The following is a 23,501-nucleotide window of genomic DNA, read 5'->3' on the forward strand; positions in this document are numbered from 1 at the left end:
TCATTCAGCGGCCCACGGAGCCCCTTCTTACCATTCCGCCGAACCACCGCCGACGTGCGCGAACACCGCGCAATTTCTTGATCGAACAACGCCCGCCAGCCCCCGTCGCCGCGATTCTGGTCACAAACATTTCCCGAAATAACCGGTCTACCGCATTGCGATTGACTGGAATTGTTGGAACATATGGTCAGAGTCATCGAGTGAGGTCCGAAGATCGTCAACCCCGGACGGGTGACGGCGTGGGAAAGGGGCAACGCTCATGCACCAAAGGGCTGTCCGAAACCTGGCCAAGCTCGAAACGACGCAAGCGCGCATGACGCGCATTTTCGACGCCGCGGCCGGTGGGAAGAACAACTTCCAGGCGGACAAGGACATGGTGCGCCATTTCGACCAAGCCGCTCCCGTCCTCACCACCGCCGCCCGCGCCGTCCTGCAGTTCCTCTCCCGCGTCGTACGCCATCTGGCCGCCGCCGAGGGCGTCGACCAGTTCATCATCATCGGCAGTGGCGTGCCCAGCGGCCTCCCGCCCGGCCGCCGCCTGCACGACATCGCCCGCCAGGCCTCCCCCGGCCCCGCCGTCCGGACCGTGTACGTCGAGAACAACCCGATGGTCGTCACCATGGCCCAGGCCACCATCGAACCCTTCTCCGACCTCGTCCGGGTCGTGGACGGCGACGCCCACGAGATCGACGAGCTGCTCGGCGACCGGGTCGTCCAGACCTTCCTCGACTGGGACCGGCCCATAGCGGTCCTGCTGCTGTCCGCGCAGAGCCTGGACGACGAGGAGTACGCCCACTACGTCATCAAGCGCCTGCGTCACACGGCTCCGGCGGGCAGTTTCCTCGTCCTGGCGCACACCACGTTCGACGCCGTCCCCCCGGAGTTGCTCCCCGCCGTCCGCGACATGCTCGCCATGACGCTCCCGCGTCTCGCGATCCGTACGAAGGAGGAGGTCGAGGCCCTGCTGGACGGCCTGGACCTGGTGGACCCCGGCCTCGTCTGGGTGCCGGAGTGGCACGCCGGCGACCCCGTCCCGGGCGACGACGCCGCCTGCGCCGACCAGCCCGCCACCTCGGGCAACTACGGAGCCGTGGCCCACATCCCCTGAACCCGGAAAACGGCGCGGCCGCGCGCCCCGGGCGGGGCGCGCGGCCGTCACGGCGTGCGGACGTCAGGAGATGAGCAGGTCGAAGCCGCCGTCCGCGAGCCGGCCCGTGTTGGTGTTGATGACGCTGACCGCGACGGTGTTGGGCTGGTTGCCGCACTGCGTCGACGGGAAGCGGTAGGCGATGTACGGCAGCCGCGCCGCGGTCCGTGACGTGAGCTGGATCAGCGCGTCCGTCGTGTTCACGAAGTACGCGACCTGGACGCAGTAGTTGCCGGTGGCCGAGCGCCACGTCCGGTGGACGTTCTTGCCGTCCATCAGGCGGCCGTCCAGGGCCACGACCGCCCCGGCCCGGGCGAAGGGCGCCTTGAGGTCGGCATGGGCCGCGGTGCCGGTGATGGTGACGAGGCCGGCGGCCGCGAGGGCGAGGCAGCCCGCCAGAGCACGACGAAGCATTCGGTTTCCCCCTTTGGGTAACTCACGGATAGGAGCCACGACAGAACGTAATTTCACCGGCCTGCCTGCGGCGCGAGCCACCCCGGAATACCGCGCCAAAGATTTTTTGGGCCGCCCCCCGTGAACTTCTGGCGGGCTTCCGTCGTCCGCGCGCCCGCCGTCGCACCCGCCGTCGCGGCGGGGCAGTCTACGACCCCGTGGCGAGGTCATGACCTGAGGCTCTATGAGAGCAGACCTCCCCCTGTAACCAGTCTGCTACTTTCTGCTACATACCGGTCACAATACGCGCATTGGGAGTTCGATGATGAAGGTCGCCTGCGTCGGCGGTGGGCCCGCCAGCCTGTACTTCTCGATCCTCATGAAGCGGATGGACCCGTCCCACGAGGTCACGGTCTACGAGCGCAACCCGGCCGGTTCGACCTACGGCTGGGGCGTGACGTACTGGGCCGCGCTCCTGCAGAGCCTGTACGGCCTCGACCCGGAGTCCGCCCAGGAGATCCGGGAGAACTCCGTCCACTGGAACGACTGGGTGGTCGAGATCCAGGAGCGCGCGACGCTCACGATGGAGCACGGGGACGACGGCTTCGGCATCGGCCGCCACACCCTGCTCGACATCCTCGCCCGGCGCGCGGGCGGGCTCGGCGTGCGGATCGCGTACGAGCACGAGATCTCCGGCCCCGACGCACCCGAGCTGGCCGGCGCGGACGTGGTCGTGGCGGGCGACGGGATCAACAGCAGGCTGCGCGAGCCGAACGCCGAGCACTTCGGCTCCGAGTTCGCCGTCGGCCGCAACGTCTACATGTGGCTCGGCACGACGAGGATCTTCGACACGTTCGTCTTCTCGTTCGTGGAGACCGCGCACGGCTGGATCTGGTGCTACGGCTACCCGTACGGCACCGAGCACAGCACCTGCGTGGTCGAGTGCGCGCCCGCGACCTGGACGGGCCTCGGCCTCGACGCGGCGAGCGAGGCCGACAGCCTGGCGGTGCTGGAGAAGCTGTTCGCCGACGTCCTGGACGGGCACCCGCTGATCGGCCGCGCGCAGCCCGACGGCAGCGCCCACTGGCTCAGGTTCCGCACCCTCACCAACCGCAGCTGGCACCGCGGCAACCTGGTCCTGCTCGGGGACGCCGCGCACACCACCCATTACTCCATCGGCGCGGGCACCGCGCTCGCGCTGGGCGACGCCGCCTTCCTGGCCGAGGCGCTGCACAGCGACCCCGACCCGCAGGCCGCGCTCGCCCTCTACTCGCACAAGCGCAGCCTCTCCATCCGGCCCACCCAGCGCTCGGCCCGCAACAGCGCCCGCTGGTACGAGAACCTGCCCCGCTACGCCGCCCTCCCGCCGCATCAGTTCGTCACGCTGCTCGGCCAGCGGCACTCCACGCTGCTCGCGCACATGCCGCCGAGGCTCTACTACCACACCGGCCACGCGATGGAGGGACTGCGGCTGGCGACGGACTGGGTGGCCGCAAAGCTCGGCCGGGTCCCGACCTGCGAGTGCTGCCGCCCGCAGCCCACGGAGGGCGGGTAATCAGGCCACCGTTCGTGGGCAGGGGGTGGGGAACCGAGATCGCACGCGCGAACCAGCACCCCGGAGGACGGCTCATGACATCGACACCCGGCCCGCCCCGCCCTGAAGAGCACGGCCCGCCGGCGGTGTCGCCGCAGGCCACCGCGGCGGAACGGGAGATCGCCCGCGTCACCGAGCCGGCCCGGCTGCTGCGCATGAGCGACATGGTGCACATGCTGCTGGACGAGGCCCAGGGCATGCCCCTGGACGAGGGCGCCCGCGACCAGCTCAGGCACATCCACCTGCAGGCCATCGAGGAGATCGGCGAGTCGGTGGCGCCCGAGCTGCGGGAGGAGCTGGAACGCCTCATGCCCGAGGAGCCGGCCGGCCTGCCGAGCCAGGCGGAGCTGCGCATCATGCAGGGTCAGCTCGTGGGCTGGCTGGACGGCGTCTTCCAGGGCATCAAGGCCGGGCTGGCGCTCCAGCAGGCCGGCGCCCGGCCGCCGCACCCCGAGGGTCAGGGTCACGAGCTGCCGGACCGGCCGCGCGGCACGGGCCCCTACCTGTGAGGCCAGGGGCTCAGCCGCGCCTGGCGGCGGGCCAGTCGTAGCCCCAGCCGCCCTGGATCATCGTCTGGAAGGCCCAGCCGTCCTCGGTGCGCACCAGCAGGTCGGCGTAGTGCATCTCCTGCTCCTGGCCCTCGACGGTCATGGTGGCCCGTGTCTCGACGACCACCAGGTTGGGGGTCAGGAAACGCGGGGTCCGCTGCGAGCGCAGGTCCAGCCCGGCCGTGCCGCCGCCCATCGCCTCCTTCATCGTCTCCAGGTACTCCTCGCGCGTCCACTGACGGACCGCGGCGTGGCCGCCGGGGACGTCGGTGGCCACGTTCATGGGGAAGACGGCGAGGTCGGCCAGCTTGTCGAGCTCTCCCCGCTCGGCCAGCGCGTCGTACTCGGCGAACCAATCCTCGACGCTCTTCAGCTCTTCGGCGCTCGGCTGATACATGCGGCGACTCCCTTGTCCTCGTGCTTGCCGTACGCTGTACCGTACAGCATACGGATCAGCGGCGCAAAAAGGGCGGCGCCCGGCACTGAAGGAGCTGCCGGACGCCGCCAATCGCGGAGCCGTGAGGTCAGACGTGCGCCTTGACGCGGAACTCGTCCGAGATTCCGCAGGAGGGACCGTTCGGCCCGCCGATGCGCACCCCGTTGAAGAAGTCGCGGTAGGTGCTGTAGAAGTTGCCCTTCCCGCGTGGCGCGGTCGTCGCGGTGCAGCCGCCCCAGTTGGCCTCGGAGTAGAGGTGGATGACGTAGCCGGTACGGTTCCAGTCGGACTTGGCGCGGTCGGCCATGCCGTAGACCGCCAGGTCGGGGACGTTGGCGTTCAGCTCGACGATGTCGCCCGTGCCGTCGAGGCCGCTGAACAGGCAGTAGTAGCCCTCATGGCAACGGTCGTAGCCGTCGGCGGCGTGCGCCGGGGCGGCCATGAGGGGCAGCGCGAGCGCCGCGATCGGCAGAGTCAGAAGCGGGTGTAACTTCTTGCCCATTTCACCTCTTCGGATGAAAGTTTCTTTCGCCGGTGGGCCGAACATACCTCGCCGATCTTCGTCAAGAAAGTCTTGACTCGGGCGGGATTCCGTGCCCACCGGCCACTGCCTGGGCGTTCGCCGGCTAGCTCCGCGCGCGGTTCTCCGACATGCTGCTGGCTATCAGCTCGTGGTGGCGTACCACCTCGGCGATGATGAAGTTCAGGAACCGCTCGGCGAAGACCGGATCGAGCTTCGACTCCTCTGCCAGGCCGCGCAGGCGCTGGATCTGCCGCGCCTCGCGCTCGGGGTCCGCCGGCGGCAGCCGGTGCTCCGCCTTGAGCCGGCCGACCTCCTGCGTGCACTTGAACCGCTCCGCCAGCAGGTGCACGAGAGCGGCGTCGAGGTTGTCGATGCTGGCGCGGAGCCGCTGGAGCTCCTCGAGGACGGCCCCCTCCGGGCGGGGCTGGGAGTTTTCCATGCGGGACAGCCTGCCATCATTCAGGCAGGCTACTCACATCGGGCCACCTCACCCCAGGTCGGTCACTCCGCACACCTCGCACCGGTAGAGCGTGCCCCTGCCGTCCTCGCCGAACTCGTTCCACCAGTGGGCGTTGCCGGCCAGGTTGGACGGGTCACCGGAGCAGAACATGCGGGATCCGGCAGGATCGGCGGGAGTGGCGGTCGAAGGCATGGTCGTCTCCAGGCAGAGGGGGTCGGGGCCGGAGGGCCGGCTCGATCGGATGTGTTGACCTCGTGTTTCTGCCCAAAGGAAGAGATCCGAAACCTTACGTGACTGGGAGAGACGCAGGTCACTCCGGCGAGTAAGCCGCACGGAAGGGCCGTCGGCACCGGCCCGTCACGCCCCGGCAATCGCCTCCACCCGCGAATAGAAGGCGTTTGATACCGATTCGTCACGGTATGGGACCACATGAGCAGGGGGAGATAGAGATCGCCCCGCTTGGGGCCTTCCTTCAGGGAGGCAAAACAGGCGGCCCCGGCAATCAACGGGACCGCCGGATCGGGGGAACCCAATGCGCAAGACACTCACCGGACTGGGACTGGCGTTCTTCCTGACGCTCGCCCCGGCCGCCGCGGCGACGGCCGAGACGCCGGTCGCGCCCGTGGCGCACAGTCAGGTAACTCCTGCGCCGCAGGACAACAACAGGCAGAGCAACGACGGCGGGGGCAATGCCGGTCTGTGGGGCCTGCTGGGCCTGCTCGGGCTTCTGGGCTTCGCCGGCATGCGGCGCCGTGAGCACCACGACGTCGGGACCGCCGAGAACGTCGGCGGTCGCAACATGCGGCGGTAGCACGCCGACGTTCTCACCCAGGGGCCCGCCGTACGCGACGGGCCCCACCCATGCGACCAGCCCAACCTTGACCGTGCCATTTGTCCGAATTGTGGTGCTTTGTTCCGATTGCGGGTACGTCCCTCGTGAATCAGACGAACAAACGGGGGAAATCGTCGTGGCACTGCAAACAGAGATCCGGCAGCTGTTCGACTGCCACCTCGTGGGGTCGGACGGGCAGTCCATCGGCCAGGTAGGCCAGGTATACCTCAACGACCGCACCGGCGAGCCGGAGTGGGTCACCGTCCGGACGGGGATGTTCGGCATGAAGGAGACCTTCGTGCCCCTCGCCGGCTCCCACCGCAGCGGGGACGAGATCCGGGTCCCCTTCGACAAGGACAAGATCAAGGACGCACCGAACATCGACGTGGACGGCCACCTGACCATCGAGGAGGAAGCGCGGCTCTACCGGCACTACGGCCTCCAGCCGCCGGCCGTCCCGCAGCAGCGCAGCACGTCGCCCACCGGCGAGGCCCGCCCCGGCCCGGTCCCCGGCCCTGGCACGCCCACCATGCCCGCCAGGCCCAGCACGCCTGCCACGCCCACGACCGGCACTACGACCGGCACGACGGGCGGCACGACGGGCGGCCGCGAGGACGTGAGCGACCTGGAGCGCCTGCGCCGCGAGCGCGAGACGGGCAAGACCACGGGCATGGAACCTCCCGGCGCCATGGGCCCCAAGACGGAGACGGGCCGCACCGGGGAGATGGGCCGGACAGGGGAGATGGCCGGCGACGTCGAAATGACCATGTCCGAGGAGCGGCTCCGCATCGGCAAGGAGACCGTGGAGAGCGGCCGGGTGCGGCTGCGCAAGTACGTCGAGACCGAGAACGTGCAGGAGACCGTCCCGCTCATGCACGAGGAGGTGGTGATCGAGCGCGAGCCGATCCGCGAGGGCGAGGCGCCCGCGGGCTCGTACGAGATCGGCGAGGACGAGCAGAGCATCACCCTGCACGAGGAGCGCGCGGTCATCGGCAAGGAGACCCGGCCCGTGGAGCGCATCCACGCGCACAAGCAGTCCGTCGAGCAGGAGAAGACGGTGGGCGGGCAGGTCCGCAAGGAGCACGTGGAGATCGACGAGGAGGACACGACCCCCGACGCCAAGCGGGGCGACCGCCCTCCGCCGCTGTAGGCGCTCACCCGCTCGCCCGGCGGCAGCGGGCCTCGCACGGGAAGCGGGGCCCGCTCGTCGTACGCCGGCCGGGCACGAGGAGAGCGTCAGGCGACCTCGATCACCGGCGTCTGCGGGAAGAGGTCGTCGAACACCGCCGCCCGGTCGAAGCGCAGCGCGCGGGCACGGGCCCGCATCTCCAGGTCGTGCCGCTCGGCGGCGGACAGCTCCAGCACCACCCGGTCGAGCGCCGCCACCAGGCTCGGGACGTCGCCGGGCCGGACGATGACGGCGGTGTCGCCGACCGCCTCCGGAGCGCCGCCCGTCGTGGTGGTGATGATCGGCCCGCCGCCCGCCAGCATCTTCTCGGCCAGGGCGATGCCGAAAGTCTCGACGAAGTCCGGCTCGGGCTTGGTGGGCAGCGCGTAGGCCGCGCACCCGTGCATGAGCAGCGCCTTCTCCCGGTCGTCCACGTCGTCCAGGAAGACCACCCGATCGTCGGCCGCGGCCAGCGCCCTGACCTCCGCCAGCGCCGGGCCCGTGCCCGCGACGACCAGCTTCACCCGCGAGCGGCAGCGCGTCCGCGCGAAGGCCGACACCAGCTCGTAGATGCCCTTGGCGCGGGTCACCCGCGACAGGAACAGCACGTAGCCGTCACGGTCCAGCCCGCGGCGGGCGAGCGCGGCGTCCACCTCCTCCTCGTCGAGGCCGAGGAAGGCCGAGGAGTCGATCGGCGGGTAGCTGACGGTCACCCGCCGCCGGCACTGCTCGGCGAACCCGGTGCCGCAGCGCGCGTCCACCTGCTCGGCCGAGGCGATGATCTCGTCCCTGGTGTAGTCGGAGACCGCCACGACCTCGTCGTTGGCGAGGAACGTGGTGAACAGCACGGTCGCCGCGCCGAACCGGCCCTCGCGCAGGCACGAGCGGATCACGTTCGTCACGTCGGAGCCGACCGCCTTGGCGACCGTGTGGACGTCGGGCGCGTAACCGGCCGCGCGGGCCGCCGCGACCGCGTCCACGACGACCGAGGTGTGCGGCGCGAGGTACATCGACAGGCAGACCGTCGGCACCGGCTCGGCCAGCAGCTCGACCAGCCGCCCGGTGAGCCCGGCCTGATGGCGTCCGTCGGGCACCCGGTAGTCGCCCACCGGCTCCGGCCGCTCCACGGTGATGCCGGGACTGTACGGCAGCAGCCGGTCCAGCGGCTTGAGCGGCAGCCCTGCCGCCCGCAACGCGGGGATCGGCCACGTCAGCAGCCGCACGTCGGTGAACCCGCGGGTCAGTGCCACCTCGGCGAGATTGCGTGCTTCGCCCGAGTGACCGCAGATGACCGGATCGGCCCTGACCACGATGACGAGACGGCGATGTGGGGGGTTCATCGCGCTACCTCCTATGTCACGGGTGGATCGGAAAGAGACGGAGGCCGGAGCTCCCGGCCCCACGCCGACGGCTCCGGTCCGAGCCGGAGGTGGAGGACGCCGCCGCGGTGCACGGTGACGGCGTCCAGATGCGTCGCGTGCAGGGGCTTGCCGTCGAGCGTCGCCGACTGCACGTACTGCGGGGGCGGGTGGCCCTCCGGGCCGTCCACGCCGATCGGGGTCTCGCGATGGCCGCTCGTCTCGACGACGAACTCGCCGTCGCCCGTGCGGAGCACGGCCCGCTCGAAGGCGGGCGCGTTGACCAGGAACAGGCTCTGCCCGGCGACCGGGAACAGGCCCAGCGACGCCCACACGTACCAGGAGCTCAGGCCCCCGGAGTCGTCGTTGCCCGGCAGTCCGCCGGGCCCGGTGCCGAACTGCCAGGTCAGCGCCGCGTGCACCACCTCGGCCGTACGGTCGGGGCGGCCCGCGTAGTGGTAGGCCCAGGGCGCCTCCATGTCGGGCTCGTTGTTCAGGCCCTCGAACCGGTTGAGCGCGTATCCCGCCGCCATCTCCGCCTGGTCCGGGCGCCGGCCCGGCTGCCGCACCGGCCGCGCCCCGAAGCCGAAGAAGCGGTCGAGCTTGTCGATGAACTCCTTGTCGCCGCCGGCCAGGGCGATCCTGGCGGCCATGTCGTGCAGCAGGCGGAAGGAATAGTTCCACTTGCCGCCCTCGTAGAACTCCGAGTCGCGCAGCAGGCCCGTCTCGGGGTCGAAGGCGTTGGTCCACTGGTGGCTGCGCCGCTCCAGGTCCTCGGCCAGCCGGCGGTCGTTGAGCGCGCGGGCGACCTTGGCGGTGCAGTGGTGGGCGTAGGCCAGGTCGAGGGTGTGCGTGATGGGGTGCACCACGCCGTGCTCGAAGAAGTCCTCGCCGTACATGCGGCGCAGGTCGCCCACCATGTGCACGAGCGCCCAGTTCCAGTCGAGCGCGGTACGGCCGAGCGCGTGGGCGTCGGCCAGCGCCGTGTGGACGAGCGCGCTCGCCTGCCGGAAGAACCGGTCGGCGCCGCGGGCCATGCGGTAGCCGATCGGGAAGTTGCCCTCCTCCTCGCAGACCCGGATCAGCGACTCCAGCAGGTCGTTCGCCCGCTCGGGGACGATGGCGGACAGCAGCGGGAGCTGGGTCTTGTAGATGTCCCACATGGTGCACACGTCGAACGCGAACGGCCCCGGGGTCGGCCAGAACGGGCTCTCGTCGTCGCCGAAGCACGGCTTGATCAGCGCGTGGTAGAGCGAGGTGGCGAAGACCGTACGGCGGGCGGGCGTGCCGCCCTCGACCTGGACGCGGCCGAGGTGGTCGCCCCAGCGGGCGCGGGTGCGCAGGCGCACCGTGTCGAAGGCGGAGCTCGCCTGGCCGCACTCGCGTTCGAGGTTGTGGCGGGCCTGCTCGCAGCCGCGCAGCGAGAACCCGAGCCGCACCTCGACCGTCTGCCCCGCCCTCGCCGGGCCCATGAAGAGCATGCCGAACGGGCGCAGCGTGGTCTGCCGGATGCTGTCGAAGTCGAGGCGGGTGCCGCCGTGGATGAGGCGGCGGTCGTACCAGAGCATCTGCCGCCAGCCGGGGCTGTCCACCTCCAGGTAGACCGACAGCGGGACGCCCTCCATCACCACCGTGCCCTGCGCCCTGCCGTGCCCCATGCTCTCGGCCTGCGCCCGGACCGGCACCGTACGGCCGAGGTCGATGCCGAGGCCGCCGCAGGACAGGTCGATCACCACCCGGGCGCTGGAGTGCTCGGGGAAGGTGTAGCGGTGCACGGCGACCTTGGTGCCCACGGTCAGCTCGCAGCGGATGCCGGTGTCGAGGGTGGCGGCGTAGTAGCCCGCCTCGGCCACCTCGTCGTGCAGCGGCCAGGACTCGTTGAGGTCGTCCAGCGGCTGCACCATCGGGGTGACCCGGACATAGTTGTAGTACTTGCGGATCGCGCCGGTGCCGGACTGCTGGAAGTGGGTGAACCCGGACGCCTGCAGCCGCTCGAACATCTCCTCGGGCACGCCCTCGGTGTTCTTGGCGTAGCGGCCGTAGCCCGTGGGGTAGGCGCCGGAGTAGGCGCAGGCGGAAACCATGCCGAGCGGCGAGGTCGCACCCGGGTGCGTGTTGCCGACCTGCGGTTTCGGCCACCACCAAGTGGCGGCGAGACCGTGTGCCTGAGGCAGGTCGGTGGCCGCTGTGCCGATGAAGGGGTCTATGTTCGCGAGGATGGCGGCAATGTACCCGCTCCCTGTGCGCTTAAGGTTTCGCCCAGGTGAAATCCTTATAGTTTGATCTCCATCGCACGGCACAGGGGGAGCAAGCTGATGGGGCAGGACGGGTCGGAGTCGTCCCTGGGAAGCCGTTACACGCTGCTCGACGAGATCGGCGCCGGGGGCATGGGCACGGCCTGGCGGGCGCGCGAGCGCGACACCGGCGACATCGTGGCGGTGAAGCTGCTGCGCGACGGGCTCGCCGGCGATCCCGACCTGGTGCTGCGCTTCGTCCAGGAACGCAACGTCATGCGCGCCCTGCGCCACCCCGGCATCGTCGCCGTGCGCGACTTCGTCGTCGAGGGCGACCGGCTCGCCCTGGTCATGGACCTCGTCGAGGGCGGCGACCTGCGCGGCCTGCTCCGGCGGCGCGGCACCCTGCCGCCAGGTGAGGCGGCCCGGCTGCTGGCCCAGGTCGCCGCCGCCCTGGCCGCCGCGCACGCCGCCGGGGTCGCCCACCGCGACGTCAAACCGGGGAACGTGCTCATCGAGGCGGGCACCGGGCCCGCCCGGCGTCCCTCGACCGACCCGCCCACCAAGGCCGTGCGCACCCCTCGCCCGGTCCACTCGCCGTCCGTGACCGAGGAGCCCGTGGAGGACGCCGAGACGCCTCGCCCGCCCGCGACGTCCCCCGGGTGGCAGTGCCGCTCCTGGGGCCGGGCGGCGGACGGCGTCGAGATGTCGCCGTGCGTGGCCCTGGTCGACGGCGTCTTCGGCGGCGGCCTGGAGAGCCCTTGGGTGCTCCGGTAGGAGGCGGCCGGCAGCCCGCTTTGCCCTGCGTTGGGGCGGTTTTGGTTTGTTGTTGACGCTCTGGGTAGCCGCAGGCGACATCATTCGCACGAGGAGGCATCCCATGAGCGAGTATCCGACGGGGACCGGGCGACCGGCCTCTCCACAGGAAGGAACGCTCCAACAGGGCAAGGACGCCGCCCGCGAGGTGGCGGGCACCGCCGTGGAACGTACGGCGCAGGTCGCCGACGAGGCCAGGCACCAGGCCCGCCGCGCCGTCAACGAGCTGCGGAACCGGGTGCGCGAGCAGTCCGACCACCAGAGCCAGCGGGCCGCCCAGAGCCTGCGGCAGTGGTCCGAGGACCTGTCGTCCCTCCAGGAGCACGCCAAGCCCGACTCCCCGGTCAACGGCGTCGTGCGCCAGATCGCCGGCCAGGGCCACCGGGCCGCCGACTATCTGGACCGCAACGGCCTGACCGGCGTGGTCAACGACGTGCAGAGCTTCGCCCGCCGCCGCCCCGGCACGTTCCTCGCGGGGGCGCTGGCCGCGGGCTTCCTGGTGGGCCGGATCATGAAGGCCGCGAACGACAGCCCGGAGCCGACGTCCGGTCCCGAGCAGCGGACCCCGCTGTCCTCCGCCGACACCGTGCCGAGCGCCCCCGCGCCCGTCATCCCGCCGGAGCCGGTCGGAGACGCGTTCTCCTCCCGCGACTCCCGCGACTCCCGCGACTCCCGCGACTCCCGCGAGGAGACCAGGCCCGTGGTCCCGCCCGCGTACGAGGAGCCCGGACCGGCGGTGCCCGGCCCCGAGCAGCCGAGGCAGGTGCCACCGCGCGTCACTCCCCCCACCTACGGCACCGGGAGTGACCTGCCATGACCGTGCAACCCGAGGAACCGACGATCGGCCAACTGGTCGGCGAGATCGGCGAGGACATCTCCAAACTGTTCCGCCAGGAGGTGGCGCTGGCCAAGGCGGAGATCCGCCAGGAGGCCACCAAGGCGGGCAAGGCCGCCGGGCTGCTCGGCGGCGCCGGGTTCGCCGCCTCCATGACGGCGCTGCTGCTGACCCTGGCCGTCATGTTCGGCCTGGGCAACGTCATGGACCTGGGCTGGGCGGCGTTCATCGTCGCGGTGATCTGGGCGATCGCCGCCGGCGTGCTCTACACGACCGGACGCACCCGGATGCGCGAGGTCGAACCCAAGCCCGAGCAGACCATCGAGACGCTCAAGGAGGACGCGCAATGGGCACGCGACCTGAGGAAATGAGAAGCGAGATCGCGGCCACGCGCGCCGAGCTCGCCGCCGACGTCGACCGGCTGGCCGACCGGACGAGCCCGTCCCGCATCGCGCGGCGGCGGACCGAAGGGGTGCGGCGGGCGGCGCGTACGTTCCGTGAGCGGGTCATGGGCACGCCGGCCCACGCCGCCGACCGGGCGCACCAGGGCGCGGACACCGTGGCCCACGGCGCCCACCAGGCCGCGCAGACGGTCAGGGAGGGCTCGCAGCAGGCGGCCGAAAGCGTACGGCACGGCGCCCACCAGGCCGCCGAGGCGGTACGGGCCGCGCCGGAGCAGGCGAGGCGCGGCACGCAGGGCAACCCGCTGGCCGCCGGGCTGATCGCGTTCGGCGCGGGGCTGCTGGCCGCCGCGCTCATCCCGCGTACGCAGGCCGAGGAGCAGGCCGTCGGGCAGCTCCGCGAGCAGGTCGGCGACGTGCTGGAGCCGGTCAGGGAGGCCGGGATGGAGAGCGTGCGGCAGCTCGGCCAGGAGGCCAGGGAGGTCGCCGGCCAGGCCGCGCACCAGGTGCGGGAGACCGCCGCCGAGGCGGCCGGCGACACCGCGCAGCACGCCCGCGAGCAGGCCCGCCAGGTCACCGACCACCGCTGAGGGCGCACCCCGGGCCCGAACGGAAGACGGCCCCGTGCTCACGGGGCCGTTTTCGTGCCTATCCGCACCGGTATCCGCGGTCGTCCCAGCAGGCGTCGGCCGCGGCCGCGATGACCCACAGGCCCTCTCGTCCGGTTTCTCGGGTCTCTTCCAAGGCGATCCCGACGAGCCGCTTGTCCAGCTGGTGGACCAGCTGGAATTTGCAGCGTGGCGCGCATGCCTGCGAGGCCGGTGACCACCCCGCCTTGACGAACGCCTTCCACAACTGATCACGCCGGAGTCCGGGGTCCACCAGAACGGACAGTGAGGCGCCGTTGTCGGTGGAGTCGCATCCGTTCCACTCGTCGACGCTCACCCGCTTGTCCGACGGCAGAACAGGGCTGACCGCCTTCAGGAACAGGGCGTTCTCCCGGTTCGCCCGGTCGACGCACACCTGGCCGCCACCGTACGTACCCTCGTGGCCGGGGGTGCAGCCGATCAGGCCGCCCCCCAGAAGCATCAAGGCGCTCATCGTGCCGAGCGCCCTGAACGGTCGAATAGAGCGACGTAACCCCATACGCGAAGTAGATCACGGCACGACCTGAACGCGGCTGCAAGCCGGGGGCAATCGGGGCGCAAGACGCCGGCCGTAGGGTCGGGCCGTGTACAGACGACTGGTTCTCGGCGGCGCCGCGCTCGCGGTGTCCGCGACGATGACGCTCACCGCCGCCCCCGCCTCCGCCGCGCCCGCCTTCGCGCCCGCCTCCGCCGCGCCCTCCGGGGTGGCGAACAAGCTGTTCCGCGCCTGGCTGGCCGACGACCGTACGGCCGCCGCGAAGGTGGCCACCCCGGCCGCGGTCGCCTCGATCTTCGGCTATGTCTACCGCGCGCCCGACCGCTTCGCCGGCTGCTCCGGCGCGGTGTGCCGGTTCACGCACACGAGCGTGCGCGTGCCCGGCGGGCTGGACGGCCTCGCGATGGTGGTGACCGGCTCCAAGGTCACCAAGGTCTACCAGTCGCGGCACGTCACGAAGCCGTCCACGGTGGCCACGCGGCTCTTCACCGCCTGGCGGCGCGGCGACCGCTACAGCGCCCTGGAGATCGCCTCCACGGGCGCGGTGAAGACGCTGTTCAAGGTCAAGTACGACCCGCGCGGCGTCGCCTACCACTTCCAGGGCTGCACGCCCGAGCCCAAGGGGTTCTCGTGCGCCTACTCCTACGAGGGCGGCGCGATGCTGATGCACGTGCGCGGCACGAGATCCAGCGGCTACGAGGTGAGCTCGATCAGCTACCTCGCCGACTGATCCGAGGTGTGAACGCCCCGGCCCGTGGTAGGCGAGAACCGGATCACGACACGGGAGGCGACATGGCCGAGGGGCTCTTGACCGATGAGGACATCGACACCGCGCTCGCGGCGCTGGAGGGCTGGCGCCGCGAGGGCGACGCCCTGCTGAAGGACGTGCCGGTGACGCCGGACAGCCACGGCTGGCTGACCGAGGCGGTGATGAACGAGGCCGCGGTGCTCGACCACCATCCGGAGATCGAGCACAACGCCGACGGCATCCGGTTCCGGCTGTCCACCCACAGCGCGGGCGGGGTGACGGCGCGGGATGTCGAGCTCGCCGCCCGCATCGACCACGTGCTCGACGGCGCGGCCCCCGACCGCGGCTGAGCGAGGGGGGCCGCGCCGCCGCCCGGCGGGCGGCTCAGCGGCTGATGGCCCGCTGGTAGAGCCGCGTGGCCAGCGGCACGAACACCGCCAGCAGCACCACCGACCAGAGCAGCGACGCCGCCACCGGGTGCCGCAGCGGCCAGACGTCGGGCACGGGCATGGCCGCGCTGGTGTTGCCGAACAGCTCGCGCGCGCCCTGGATCAGCGTGGAGACCGGGTTCCACTCGGCGATCGGCTTGAGCGGTCCCGGCAGGCGGGCGCTGTCGACGAAGGCGTTGGACAGGAACACGATCGGGAACGAGACGATGGTGGCCACGTTGTTGAACGTCTCCGGCGTGCGCAGGGCCAGCGCGACCGTCGCGGTCACCCACGAGAAGGCGTACGAGAACAGCAGCAGCATGAGGAAGCCGAGCGCGGCCTCCCCCGGCGAGCTGTGGATCCGCCAGCCGACCAGCAGCCCGACCAGCGCCATCGTGACGACGCTGGCCAGGTTCATGATCACGTCGCTGACGGTCTGGCCGATCAGCACCGCCGAGGGCGACATCGGCAGCGTGCGGAACCGGTCGAAGATGCCCTTCTGCAGGTCCTGGGTCAGCGTGTAGCCGGTGATCTGGGAGCTCATGACGATCGTCATGACGAAGATGCCGGGGAGCAGGTATTCGCCGTACGACATGCCGGGCAGGCTGATCATGCTGCCGAAGACGTAGGCGAACAGCAGCACGAACACGATGGGCAGCGTGATCACGCCGCCCAGCAGGTCGGGGGCGCGCCGGATCTTCAGCGCGTCACGCCTGGCGATGGTGAGGCCGTCGGCGGCGGCGAGTTTGAGTGCGTTCATCGTACGGTCTCCTCGATCTTGCCGGTCCCCTGGCCGGTGAGGGTCAGGAACACGTCGTCCAGGGTCGGGCGGCGCAGGCCCGCGTCGCGGACGGCGATCCGCTCGGCGGCCAGCCGGCCGAGCGCCTCGGTCAGCGCCACCGCGCCGCCGGTGACCGGGACGGTCATCCGGAGGGCGGCGGCGTCGACCTGGATGTCCTCGACGGCCAGCGGCGCCAGCGCCCGCGTCGCGGCCTCCAGGTCGGCCCGGCCGGTCACCGACAGCTCGACGCGGTCGCCACCGATCTGGTCCTTCAGCTCGTCGGCGGTGCCGCGGGCGATCACCCGCCCCTGGTCGACGACCGCGATCCGGTCGGCGAGCCGGTCGGCCTCCTCCATGTACTGGGTGGTGAGCAGCACCGTCGTGCCCTCCGCGACGAGCTCGGCGATGACGTCCCAGAGTCCCGCGCGGGCGCGCGGGTCGAGGCCGGTCGTGGGCTCGTCGAGGAACAGCACGGGCGGCTGGGCGACCAGCGCCCCGGCCAGGTCGAGCCGCCGCCGCATGCCGCCCGACCAGCCCCGCACCGGACGGTCGGCGGCGTCGGTCAGGTCGAAGCGGGTCAGCAGCTCGCGGGCGCGCTCCCGGCTGCGCCGCGTCCCCAGGTGGTAGAGGCGGCCGACCATCTCCAGGTTCTCGGCGCCGGTGAGGTGGTCGTCGACGGCGGCGTACTGGCCGGAGGCGCCGATGCGGGCGCGCAGCCGGGCGGCGTCGCGTACGACGTCGAGCCCGGCCACCGTCGCCTGCCCGGCGTCCGGCCTCAATAAGGTGGTCAGGATGCGCACGGCCGTGGTCTTGCCGGCGCCGTTGGGGCCGAGCAGCCCGAACACCGTCCCCTGGGGCACGGCCAAATCCAGGCCGTCGAGGGCGGTCACGTCGCCGTAGCTCTTGACCAGGCCGGTGGCCATGATCGCGTCGGTCATCGGAAGTTCTCCTCCTCAGGAACGTTGAATGACGATGTCGCCATAGGCGGTGTGGGCGCGCACCTCGACGACGTTCCCGGCCGTGCCGGGGCCGTCGGCGGAGTCCAGGCGGACGTCCACGAGGCCGTACTTGGAGCTGACGTCCAGCCAGGCGGCGCTGCCCTCGCGGATCCCGAGGTCGAGCCCGCCGCCGGTGGTCTCCATGACGACCGCGCCGGAGACCACCTCGCCGATGTTCACGCCGCCGTGCGCGGTCTTGGCGATGACCCCGGCCAGCGTGCGGTCCACGGTGACCTCGCCGTAGGCGGTGTTCAGGCGCAGCTCGCCGGTCACCTCGCCGATGCGTACGTCTCCGTGTGCGCTCTTGACCACCGCCGTGCCGTCGATCCGGCCGAGGCGGATGGCGCCGTTGGTCGTGGTGACCTCGGCGTGCCCGGCGGCGCGGCCGACCGAGATGTCGCCGTGGGTGCTCTGGAGCCGTACGCGGCCGGCCTCCTCGACGCGGATGTCGCCGTAGGAGGTGGTGAAGGCCACCTGGCCGAGCGGCCCGCGGCAGTGCAGGCCCGCCGCCGCCTTGGCGTCCACGCGGGAGCCCGCGGGCAGGTGGATCGCCACCTGCACCGCGCCCTGCCCGCGCAGCAGCGCACGCGCCCAGTCCCCCGGCGACTCGATGAGCCTGCCGAGTGACAGCCCCCAGCCGGGCGCCGAGCTGGGCGCGGCGGGATCGGCGCGGACGAGGAGCCGGCCGTCCGAGTGGTCGATCTGGACGTCCCGCGCGGCCTGGACGTCGGTGTCGTCGGTCTCGTCGGCCGGACGGACCTCGACGACCGTGTCGGCGCGGTCGCTCGCGGTGATCCGGACGACCGCGGTCGGCACGTCGACGAGAACGTGGATGGGCTCCGGCGTGTCGAAGGCCGGGAAAGAGGTCGGGAAAGAGGTCGGCATCACGGCTCCTCCTTGATGGGTCGGGACGGGCATCAACGCACCCAGCCGCTGAAGCGCCTGCCGGACTGCGGCTGCGGCGGACGGCCCGGCCGGCGGCCCGGGTCACCGGCGTCGAGCGCGCCGGCCACGGCCCGGACCAGCCAGGCGTTGACCGACAGCCCTTCGCGGCCGGCCGCCTCCTCGATGCGCGGCTTGAGGTGCTCGGGCACCCGGAGCGAGATCCGGGAGGTGCCGCCCTCGTCGGCGTCGGGCGGCGCCGGCGTCACGGTCGGACGGGCGGGAACGCTTTCCTCCTCGTACGGGCCGCTCTCCTCGTACGGGCCGCCGCCGGGCGGTGGCGTCACGACGAAGTCGGGGTCGCGCCCGCGCAGACGCACCTCGACCGCGCCCGGCGCGAGGTCGCGGGTGATCTCGTCCGCGGCGGCGGACAACGCCTCGAGCAGCGCGAGCCTGGCGGCCGGTTCGAGCGCGGCGGAGAGGCGCTCGGCCAGCGCGCGCGCCTCCTCCCCGCCCGCCCCTGCGGCGACGGCCAGCTCGCGGCGGAGCTGGTCGACATAGGGAGCTAGATCCATGACGCCACTATGACACCATCATGGCGTCACGACAACCCGTTCTGACGGCACCTGGTGACGTCACTCGTGATGAGGGCATGCTCCAGCGGCTTTCCGGCCGGTGAGGCCGACAGGTGGATCACCTCCCGCGGACCGGGGTCACTGCTCCCCAGCGCGGCGGGCCGGAACGGGCGGCGGGCCGGCGGTGCCGTCCGTGAAGCGGCCGGGGCGGAAGGGGGCGAGCAGCGCCGACTCCTCGCCGTACAGCTCGCCGGCGACCTCCCGCCCGAGCAGCGGGGCGAGGGTGACGCCGCTGTGGGTGGCCACGGTGTACACGCGCCCCGCAGGATCGGCGAAGCCCGCCACCGTCAGCCCGTCGCCGGGGAGGGCACGCTGCCCCACGACCGCCCGCTCGGCCGTGACCCCCTCGGTGGCGTGCAGCGCGGCCGGCAGTCTGGCCAGGATCGTGTCCCGGACGTCGGCCGGCACCGGCGTGGCCGGATCGGCCCGGTCGTCCAGCCCCAGGGCCTGCAGCAGGAGCCGGCCGGCCCCGTCGGGGCGCAGGTTGACCCCGGACGTGGTGACCATCCGGGACAGGCGGGCCGGCACCGGGGCCGTGGTGACCAGGAAGCCGTTGGTGAGGCGGCCGGACCTGGCCGGGTCCAGCATGGGGACGTACGCGCCGGCCAGCGCGGCCACCCCCTGCGTCCAGCGTCCGGCGCAGGTCACCACGGCGTCGCCGTCGAACGCGCGCCCGCCGGCCACGCTCACCCGCACCCCGGACGCCGACGCCTCGATCGCCGTGACCTCGGCGCCGCACTCGACCGCCGCCCCGCCGTCGCGGGCCTCGCCCAGCAGCCGCCCGATCAGCCGCATCGGGTGGACGTGCCCCTCGCCGGGGAAGAACGCGTACTCGGCTCCGGGAGGCCGTACCAGGTCGGGCTCCAGGTCGCCGGCCCGCGCCTCGGTCACCCGCTCCACCGGGTAACCCAGGGAGGCCAGCCGCGCCACCCGCGCGTCCAGCAGCTCCTTGTGCTCGTCGGTCGTCGCGCGTTCGAGGTGGCCGGTGGGGAAGAACCACGGGCCCGGCAGCTCGTGGTGCGCCAGGACCCCGGCGTGGTTGAGGCGGAAGTACTCCTCAAGCCGTTTGTTGTTGGCGTTGACCCAGGCCATGGAGGTGGCGGAGGTGCCCGATCCGGGGGTGCGCGCCTCCAGGACGGTGACCCGCGCGCCGCGCCGGGTCAGCCCCGCCGCGACCGCCGATCCCACGACCCCCGCGCCGATGACGACGACTCGCACGCCGGCCCCTCCTCCCGTACGCGCCCAGGCTCCCTCGCCGGCAGGGTACGGAGCGAACCCGGTCGCTCGGACCGTGCCCTCGTCAGGATGGCACGTACCGATGCGGTTGCCCATCCCCGGGGGATCCGGTGGGGGTGAGCTCGGCCAGGACGGCGTGGACGTCCGCGACCATCGCGGCGCGGGAGGGGCCGCCGCGGAAGCCCTCGACGGGCGTGACGATCAGATGGTGGGCCTCGTCGGCGAGCGGCGAGGAGCGCAGGTCGGTCAGGACGCACACGGTGGCGCCGCGCTCCCTGCCCAGCCGGGTCAGGCCGCGCAGTCCGCGTACGAGGCGCCAGAGGTGGACCACGACCAGGCAGTCGCCCGCCTGCAGCTGGGACACCTGGACGGCCTGGGCGGTGGTCGAGCCGAGCGCGAGCCGGACGTCGTGCCCCAGGGTGAGCCCGAGGTGGCCGAGGACGCGCGCCGGTCCCGATCCGCCGCCGCAGCCGATGACGACGGTACGCCGGGCCGCCCCGATCGCCTGGGCGGTCGCGCGGATGGCGCCCCGGCGGCCGGGATCGGCGGGCGTGGCGGGGTCGGCCGGCCACGTCTCGATCGCCACTGTGCCTTCTTCTCCGTTTTCCAACCAGGCGGTGCGACACGACTGGATCGCCCGACGTTGGGGGAATTCTGCCAGTTCGCGCCCCGCCGCACGCCCGAGATCGTCAAGAAGGGCCGGGAGCCAGGCCGAGCACGCGGGCGGCGTCGTGCTTGAGAATCTTGGGACGCCGAACAGCTCGGGGCTGAGCGAGCCGTGGCCGTCCGAGACCTCGGCGTGGGTGTGAACGTCGATCGCGGTCAGCTCGTCGAGATTCATGCCTCATTCATCGCATGGGCTCCCGGAGGGGAATGCGGCCGCGGCCCGGATGCGCTCCCATCCCTCCGGGCTGAGCGCGTACGCGGTGACGCTGCCCGTGGCGAAGCGCCGCCAGGCGCGCGGGCGGGCGAGCACCAGCCCGGACACGGCGGCCAGCAGCAGCGCGGCCCGCGCGTCGGGACCGGGGGCCAGCTCCTCCACGCTGCCCGCGTAGCCGCCGCGCCGCAGCAGCGCGGAGGCGAGCTCGCCGAGCACGGCCCGCCGCCGCCCGGTGTGCTCGGCCGCGCCCAGCACCGCGAGCAGCAGTTGGTGGGTGGCCACCCCCGCCCGGCCCGGCGGCTGCGGGGAGGGGGTCCGGCCGCGGGCGAGGTCCAGCAGCGGCGTCAGCAGATCGACCCCGGACAGCAGGGCGTTGACCGGCTCGACCAGCCGTGGGTTCACGTCGATGACCACGGGGCCGTCGGCGGTCAGGACGACGTCGGCCGACAGCGCGCCGTGCCAGCGGAGGCCGCCGCCGAGCCGCCGTAACTGCGCCTCGGCCTCGGGCAGGCGCAGGCCGAGCTTGCGGCTCGCGCCGCCGCGCGAGCCCTCGCCGGTGCGGCGGCAGGCGTGGAAGGCGACCAGCTCCCCGGAGGCGAAGACCGCCTGCGTCATCACCAGCGGCCCGCGCGCCTCCTGCTGGATCAGCCGGCGCTCTCCTTCCGGCCAGGTGAGGCCCGCCAGGCTCGCGGGCCCGGTCAGGCGGATCACCCCGCTGGAGGCCGTGCCGATCGGCCGCTTGAGATAGGCGGGGAACGCCTCCCAGGCGGCGGCCTGCGCCGCGCCGGACACCACGGCCGACGGCGGCTGCGGCACCCCCGCCGCCTCCAGCGTGGCGTACGCCGTCACCTTGTCCTGCACGGCGGCGAGCGCCGGGAACGGCGGCGCCGCCGTGGCCACCCCTCGCCCGCGCAGCCGTCCGGCCGCCGCGGACAGCACGCTCACCTGCTCCTGCGTGGGCAGCAGCACGTCGAAGCCGCCCTCGTCGTAGACCGCGAGGGCCGACTCCAGCCAGGCGAACGGGTCGTCGCCGAAGGCGGGCACCCGGTGCACGCGCCGGACGTGCCGGGTGAAGGCGCACACGCACCAGGGGTCGGGGGACAGCGCCTCCACTTGGTGGCCGGCGCGCGACAGGACGGTGGCGCACTGCCGCGAGGTCAGCCCCGAGCCGTCCGACAACAGGATCCGCATGACGCCCTCCCGTTTGTTTATGGGGTAAGCGTACGTCATATACTTATGGGATGGGACGTCCCGCGCAGCTCAGTCGCCCCGCCGTCGTGGCCGCCGCGATGGCCGTCGCCGACGAGCACGGCCTCGCCGGGCTCACCATGCCGGCCGTCGCCGCCCGCCTCGGCGTCACCACCATGGCGCTCTACCGGCACGTCGCGAGCAAGGACGACCTGCTCGACGCGCTCGTGGAGGCGCTGCTCCCGCCGCTGCCCCCGGAGAGCGGCGGGGCGTCCTGGCGGGAGCGGCTGGGCGCGATGGCCGCCGCGATCCGCGACACCGCGGCCCGCCACCCGGCGGTCTTCCCACTGCTGCTCCAGCGCCCGGCCGCGACCGAGCGAGCCCGCGAGATCCGCGACGGCGTGGTGGCCGCCCTGCGGCAAGCGGGGCTCGCGCCCGGTCCGGCCGCCCGCGCCGAGCGGCTGATCAGCACCGCCGTCGTGGGCTACGCCGCCGGCGAGGCCGCCGGCCGCTTCGACCGCCACGACCGGCGCGTACGCGACGAGGACTTCGCCTGCCTGCTGACCGCCATCACCGCGCTCGTCGAAACCGGCGGGCCGGCCCCCGGCGCGCTGAGCGAAGCCGGCGGCGCGTTCAGCGGAGCCGGCGGGCCAGACGGCGGCCCAGCCGCTGACCGGGCAGCTCCAGGAAGCGGTGGCTGAGCCAGCTCAGCGGCAGCAGCAGGGCGAGCACGAGCACGCCGACGCCGAGCTGCGCGCCCGCCGGCGCCCCCGACATCTCCCCGAGCACCGTCATGAAGATCAGCAGCAGCGGCAGATGCACCAGGTAGAGCGAGTAGCTGACGACGCCGAGCCTGGTCAGCGCGGCGGGCAGCCGCCGGCCGCGCAGCGCCATGGCCGCGCCGAAGGTGGCGGCGGCCAGCACGACGGTCAGGATCCACACCGGCGGTCGCACCCACCACCAGCCGGCGCTGAGCGCCCACACCGGCGTCGCGGCCACCAGCGCCGCCGCGACGCCGACCGGCCACAGCCGGCCCTGGCCGCGTTCCCACCGGTGGATGGCCGTGCCGGCGAACATCACCGCCACGATCGCCGCCCCGAACCACGGCACCCGGCTGCTGAGCAGCAGCAGCGCCAGCGCCATGACCCCCAGCGCCACGCTCGCGCCGCGCACCGCCCGCCCCGCGAGCACGCAGGCCAGCCCGGCGGCGAACACCGCCAGCGACAACCACGACAGCCACGCCCCCGACATCGGCGGCGACGCCCACGCCAGGCCGGTCACGGCCGCCGCCACGGCCGGCAGCACCGGCAGCACGCCCCGCCCGTCACGTACGCCGAGCACGAACAGCGCCGCCGCGAGCAGGTAGAACACCATCTCGTACGAGAGCGTCCACATGGTGTTGAGCACGCCGGCCGACCCGACGGCGTCGAGCAGCATCGTCGCGTGCGCGGCCACCGCCGAGGCGTCGCGCGGCACCTCGGCCCGGACCGCGATCCACGGCGAGAGCGCCAGCGTCAGCACGATCGCCGCCAGGTAGAGCGGGTAGAGCCGGAAGACGCGGCCGATCCAGAACTTCCGTACGTCGCCGTGCCGCTCCAGCGAGTGCGGGATGATGTAGCCGCTGACCAGGAAGAACACCAGCACGCCGTAGATGCCGAGATTGATCGCGGTGGGCCGCAGCCACGGGATGGCCCACGTCGTCAGGTGCTCCCCCACCACCGCCAGGGCGCCGAGGCCGCGCAGCGCGTCCAGCCAGTCGAGCCGGGTCGTCTCCTTGCGGGCAACGGTGGAAGCGGGGGCGGCGACCATGAACTCCAACGTATCGGATCAATCTGGC

28 protein-coding genes are annotated in these 23,501 nt (G+C 72.5%); 12 read left to right on the forward strand and 16 right to left on the reverse strand.

Annotated elements, in window-relative coordinates; genetic code table 11:
• Positions 1-259: 259 nt before the first annotated feature.
• Positions 260-1,108, forward strand: a complete 849-nt coding sequence (locus BMW85_RS04525) for an SAM-dependent methyltransferase (RefSeq protein ID WP_091077300.1) — start codon at positions 260-262, stop codon at positions 1,106-1,108.
• Positions 1,109-1,171: 63 nt separating this feature from the next.
• On the opposite strand, the gene BMW85_RS04530 is transcribed toward BMW85_RS04525, so the two are convergent.
• Complete coding sequence (locus tag BMW85_RS04530; protein WP_091077302.1) at positions 1,172-1,561, reverse strand: hypothetical protein; 390 nt, start codon at positions 1,559-1,561, stop codon at positions 1,172-1,174.
• Positions 1,562-1,862: 301 nt separating this feature from the next.
• On the opposite strand from BMW85_RS04530, the gene BMW85_RS04535 reads away from it, so the two are divergent.
• On the forward strand, positions 1,863-3,095 hold the full coding sequence (locus BMW85_RS04535; protein ID WP_091077304.1) for an FAD-dependent monooxygenase: 1,233 nt from the start codon (positions 1,863-1,865) through the stop codon (positions 3,093-3,095).
• Between the two features lie 74 nt (positions 3,096-3,169).
• Positions 3,170-3,643, forward strand: coding sequence for a proteasome activator (locus BMW85_RS04540; RefSeq protein WP_091077306.1), 474 nt, complete (start codon positions 3,170-3,172; stop codon positions 3,641-3,643).
• Between the two features lie 10 nt (positions 3,644-3,653).
• Here BMW85_RS04540 and BMW85_RS04545 read toward each other — a convergent pair whose 3' ends face one another.
• From BMW85_RS04545 to BMW85_RS49245, 4 genes are all read right to left on the reverse strand, one after another.
• Entirely contained in the window at positions 3,654-4,079 is a 426-nt protein-coding gene (locus BMW85_RS04545; RefSeq protein WP_091077309.1) for a hypothetical protein, read from the reverse strand.
• Between the two features lie 127 nt (positions 4,080-4,206).
• Entirely contained in the window at positions 4,207-4,620 is a 414-nt protein-coding gene (locus BMW85_RS04550) for a peptidase inhibitor family I36 protein (protein WP_091077310.1), read from the reverse strand.
• Between the two features lie 124 nt (positions 4,621-4,744).
• Positions 4,745-5,080 (reverse strand): chorismate mutase, encoded by a 336-nt coding sequence (locus BMW85_RS04555; RefSeq protein ID WP_091077313.1) that lies wholly within the window; start codon positions 5,078-5,080, stop codon positions 4,745-4,747.
• A gap of 48 nt (positions 5,081-5,128) precedes the next feature.
• Positions 5,129-5,293, reverse strand: coding sequence for a hypothetical protein (locus BMW85_RS49245; protein ID WP_177240487.1), 165 nt, complete (start codon positions 5,291-5,293; stop codon positions 5,129-5,131).
• 340 nt (positions 5,294-5,633) lie between these two features.
• Here BMW85_RS49245 and BMW85_RS50275 point away from each other — a divergent pair, with 340 nt between their 5' ends.
• The gene (locus tag BMW85_RS50275) at positions 5,634-5,912 is read left to right on the forward strand and encodes a WGxxGxxG family protein (RefSeq protein ID WP_218155662.1); all 279 of its coding nucleotides are present in this window, start codon (positions 5,634-5,636) and stop codon (positions 5,910-5,912) included.
• Positions 5,913-6,069: 157 nt separating this feature from the next.
• Positions 6,070-7,083: a DUF2382 domain-containing protein gene (locus BMW85_RS04560; RefSeq protein WP_218155663.1), complete on the forward strand. Its 1,014-nt coding sequence runs from the start codon at positions 6,070-6,072 to the stop codon at positions 7,081-7,083.
• Between the two features lie 86 nt (positions 7,084-7,169).
• Here BMW85_RS04560 and BMW85_RS04565 read toward each other — a convergent pair whose 3' ends face one another.
• Together BMW85_RS04565 and BMW85_RS04570 are read right to left on the reverse strand one after the other, a co-directional pair.
• On the reverse strand, positions 7,170-8,441 hold the full coding sequence (locus tag BMW85_RS04565) for a glycosyltransferase (RefSeq protein WP_091077317.1): 1,272 nt from the start codon (positions 8,439-8,441) through the stop codon (positions 7,170-7,172).
• Between the two features lie 11 nt (positions 8,442-8,452).
• Positions 8,453-10,759, reverse strand: coding sequence for a GH92 family glycosyl hydrolase (locus BMW85_RS04570; RefSeq protein ID WP_245774623.1), 2,307 nt, complete (start codon positions 10,757-10,759; stop codon positions 8,453-8,455).
• Between the two features lie 15 nt (positions 10,760-10,774).
• Between BMW85_RS04570 and BMW85_RS04575 the strand changes: the two genes are divergently transcribed.
• From BMW85_RS04575 to BMW85_RS04590, 4 genes are all read left to right on the forward strand, one after another.
• Positions 10,775-11,470 (forward strand): protein kinase domain-containing protein, encoded by a 696-nt coding sequence (locus BMW85_RS04575; protein WP_091077323.1) that lies wholly within the window; start codon positions 10,775-10,777, stop codon positions 11,468-11,470.
• Positions 11,471-11,573: 103 nt separating this feature from the next.
• Positions 11,574-12,326 carry a hypothetical protein gene (locus BMW85_RS49250; RefSeq protein WP_177240488.1) on the forward strand — a complete coding sequence of 251 codons (753 nt, stop codon included), beginning with the start codon at positions 11,574-11,576 and terminating at the stop codon, positions 12,324-12,326.
• Positions 12,323-12,715: a phage holin family protein gene (locus tag BMW85_RS04585; RefSeq protein WP_091077328.1), complete on the forward strand. Its 393-nt coding sequence runs from the start codon at positions 12,323-12,325 to the stop codon at positions 12,713-12,715. Before BMW85_RS49250 ends, BMW85_RS04585 begins: the two co-directional genes overlap by 4 nt.
• On the forward strand, positions 12,712-13,335 hold the full coding sequence (locus BMW85_RS04590) for a DUF3618 domain-containing protein (RefSeq protein ID WP_091077330.1): 624 nt from the start codon (positions 12,712-12,714) through the stop codon (positions 13,333-13,335). Before BMW85_RS04585 ends, BMW85_RS04590 begins: the two co-directional genes overlap by 4 nt.
• A 58-nt stretch (positions 13,336-13,393) precedes the next feature.
• Here the strand turns inward: BMW85_RS04590 and BMW85_RS04595 are convergent, their stop codons facing one another.
• Positions 13,394-13,891, reverse strand: coding sequence for a hypothetical protein (locus tag BMW85_RS04595; protein ID WP_218155664.1), 498 nt, complete (start codon positions 13,889-13,891; stop codon positions 13,394-13,396).
• An 85-nt stretch (positions 13,892-13,976) separates the two neighbouring features.
• On the opposite strand from BMW85_RS04595, the gene BMW85_RS04600 reads away from it, so the two are divergent.
• Together BMW85_RS04600 and BMW85_RS04605 are read left to right on the forward strand one after the other, a co-directional pair.
• Positions 13,977-14,618 carry a hypothetical protein gene (locus BMW85_RS04600; RefSeq protein ID WP_091077335.1) on the forward strand — a complete coding sequence of 214 codons (642 nt, stop codon included), beginning with the start codon at positions 13,977-13,979 and terminating at the stop codon, positions 14,616-14,618.
• Between the two features lie 62 nt (positions 14,619-14,680).
• Positions 14,681-14,986 (forward strand): 4a-hydroxytetrahydrobiopterin dehydratase, encoded by a 306-nt coding sequence (locus tag BMW85_RS04605; RefSeq protein WP_091077337.1) that lies wholly within the window; start codon positions 14,681-14,683, stop codon positions 14,984-14,986.
• A 34-nt stretch (positions 14,987-15,020) separates the two neighbouring features.
• On the opposite strand, the gene BMW85_RS04610 is transcribed toward BMW85_RS04605, so the two are convergent.
• From BMW85_RS04610 to BMW85_RS04640, 7 genes are all read right to left on the reverse strand, one after another.
• On the reverse strand, positions 15,021-15,824 hold the full coding sequence (locus tag BMW85_RS04610; protein WP_091077340.1) for an ABC transporter permease: 804 nt from the start codon (positions 15,822-15,824) through the stop codon (positions 15,021-15,023).
• Positions 15,821-16,783 (reverse strand): ATP-binding cassette domain-containing protein, encoded by a 963-nt coding sequence (locus BMW85_RS04615; RefSeq protein WP_091077342.1) that lies wholly within the window; start codon positions 16,781-16,783, stop codon positions 15,821-15,823. Before BMW85_RS04615 ends, BMW85_RS04610 begins: the two co-directional genes overlap by 4 nt.
• A gap of 15 nt (positions 16,784-16,798) precedes the next feature.
• Positions 16,799-17,728 (reverse strand): DUF4097 family beta strand repeat-containing protein, encoded by a 930-nt coding sequence (locus BMW85_RS04620; RefSeq protein ID WP_091077345.1) that lies wholly within the window; start codon positions 17,726-17,728, stop codon positions 16,799-16,801.
• 32 nt (positions 17,729-17,760) lie between these two features.
• On the reverse strand, positions 17,761-18,300 hold the full coding sequence (locus BMW85_RS04625; protein WP_091077346.1) for a hypothetical protein: 540 nt from the start codon (positions 18,298-18,300) through the stop codon (positions 17,761-17,763).
• Positions 18,301-18,438: 138 nt separating this feature from the next.
• Positions 18,439-19,578: an NAD(P)/FAD-dependent oxidoreductase gene (locus tag BMW85_RS04630; protein ID WP_091077349.1), complete on the reverse strand. Its 1,140-nt coding sequence runs from the start codon at positions 19,576-19,578 to the stop codon at positions 18,439-18,441.
• An 82-nt stretch (positions 19,579-19,660) separates the two neighbouring features.
• Positions 19,661-20,182 (reverse strand): MurR/RpiR family transcriptional regulator, encoded by a 522-nt coding sequence (locus tag BMW85_RS51795; protein ID WP_091077351.1) that lies wholly within the window; start codon positions 20,180-20,182, stop codon positions 19,661-19,663.
• A 258-nt stretch (positions 20,183-20,440) separates the two neighbouring features.
• The gene (locus BMW85_RS04640; RefSeq protein WP_091077353.1) at positions 20,441-21,667 is read right to left on the reverse strand and encodes an ATP-grasp domain-containing protein; all 1,227 of its coding nucleotides are present in this window, start codon (positions 21,665-21,667) and stop codon (positions 20,441-20,443) included.
• Positions 21,668-21,717: 50 nt separating this feature from the next.
• Between BMW85_RS04640 and BMW85_RS04645 the strand changes: the two genes are divergently transcribed.
• A complete protein-coding gene (locus tag BMW85_RS04645; protein WP_091077356.1) occupies positions 21,718-22,365 on the forward strand; it encodes a TetR/AcrR family transcriptional regulator in 648 nt (215 codons plus the stop codon).
• Here BMW85_RS04645 and BMW85_RS04650 read toward each other — a convergent pair.
• Positions 22,298-23,473, reverse strand: coding sequence for an acyltransferase family protein (locus tag BMW85_RS04650; RefSeq protein WP_245774624.1), 1,176 nt, complete (start codon positions 23,471-23,473; stop codon positions 22,298-22,300). The genes BMW85_RS04645 and BMW85_RS04650 overlap by 68 nt on opposite strands.
• Between the last annotated feature and the right edge of the window lie 28 nt (positions 23,474-23,501).

It is taken from the genome of Nonomuraea wenchangensis (assembly GCF_900111685.1).
In the GTDB taxonomy this organism is placed as follows: domain Bacteria; phylum Actinomycetota; class Actinomycetes; order Streptosporangiales; family Streptosporangiaceae; genus Nonomuraea; species Nonomuraea wenchangensis.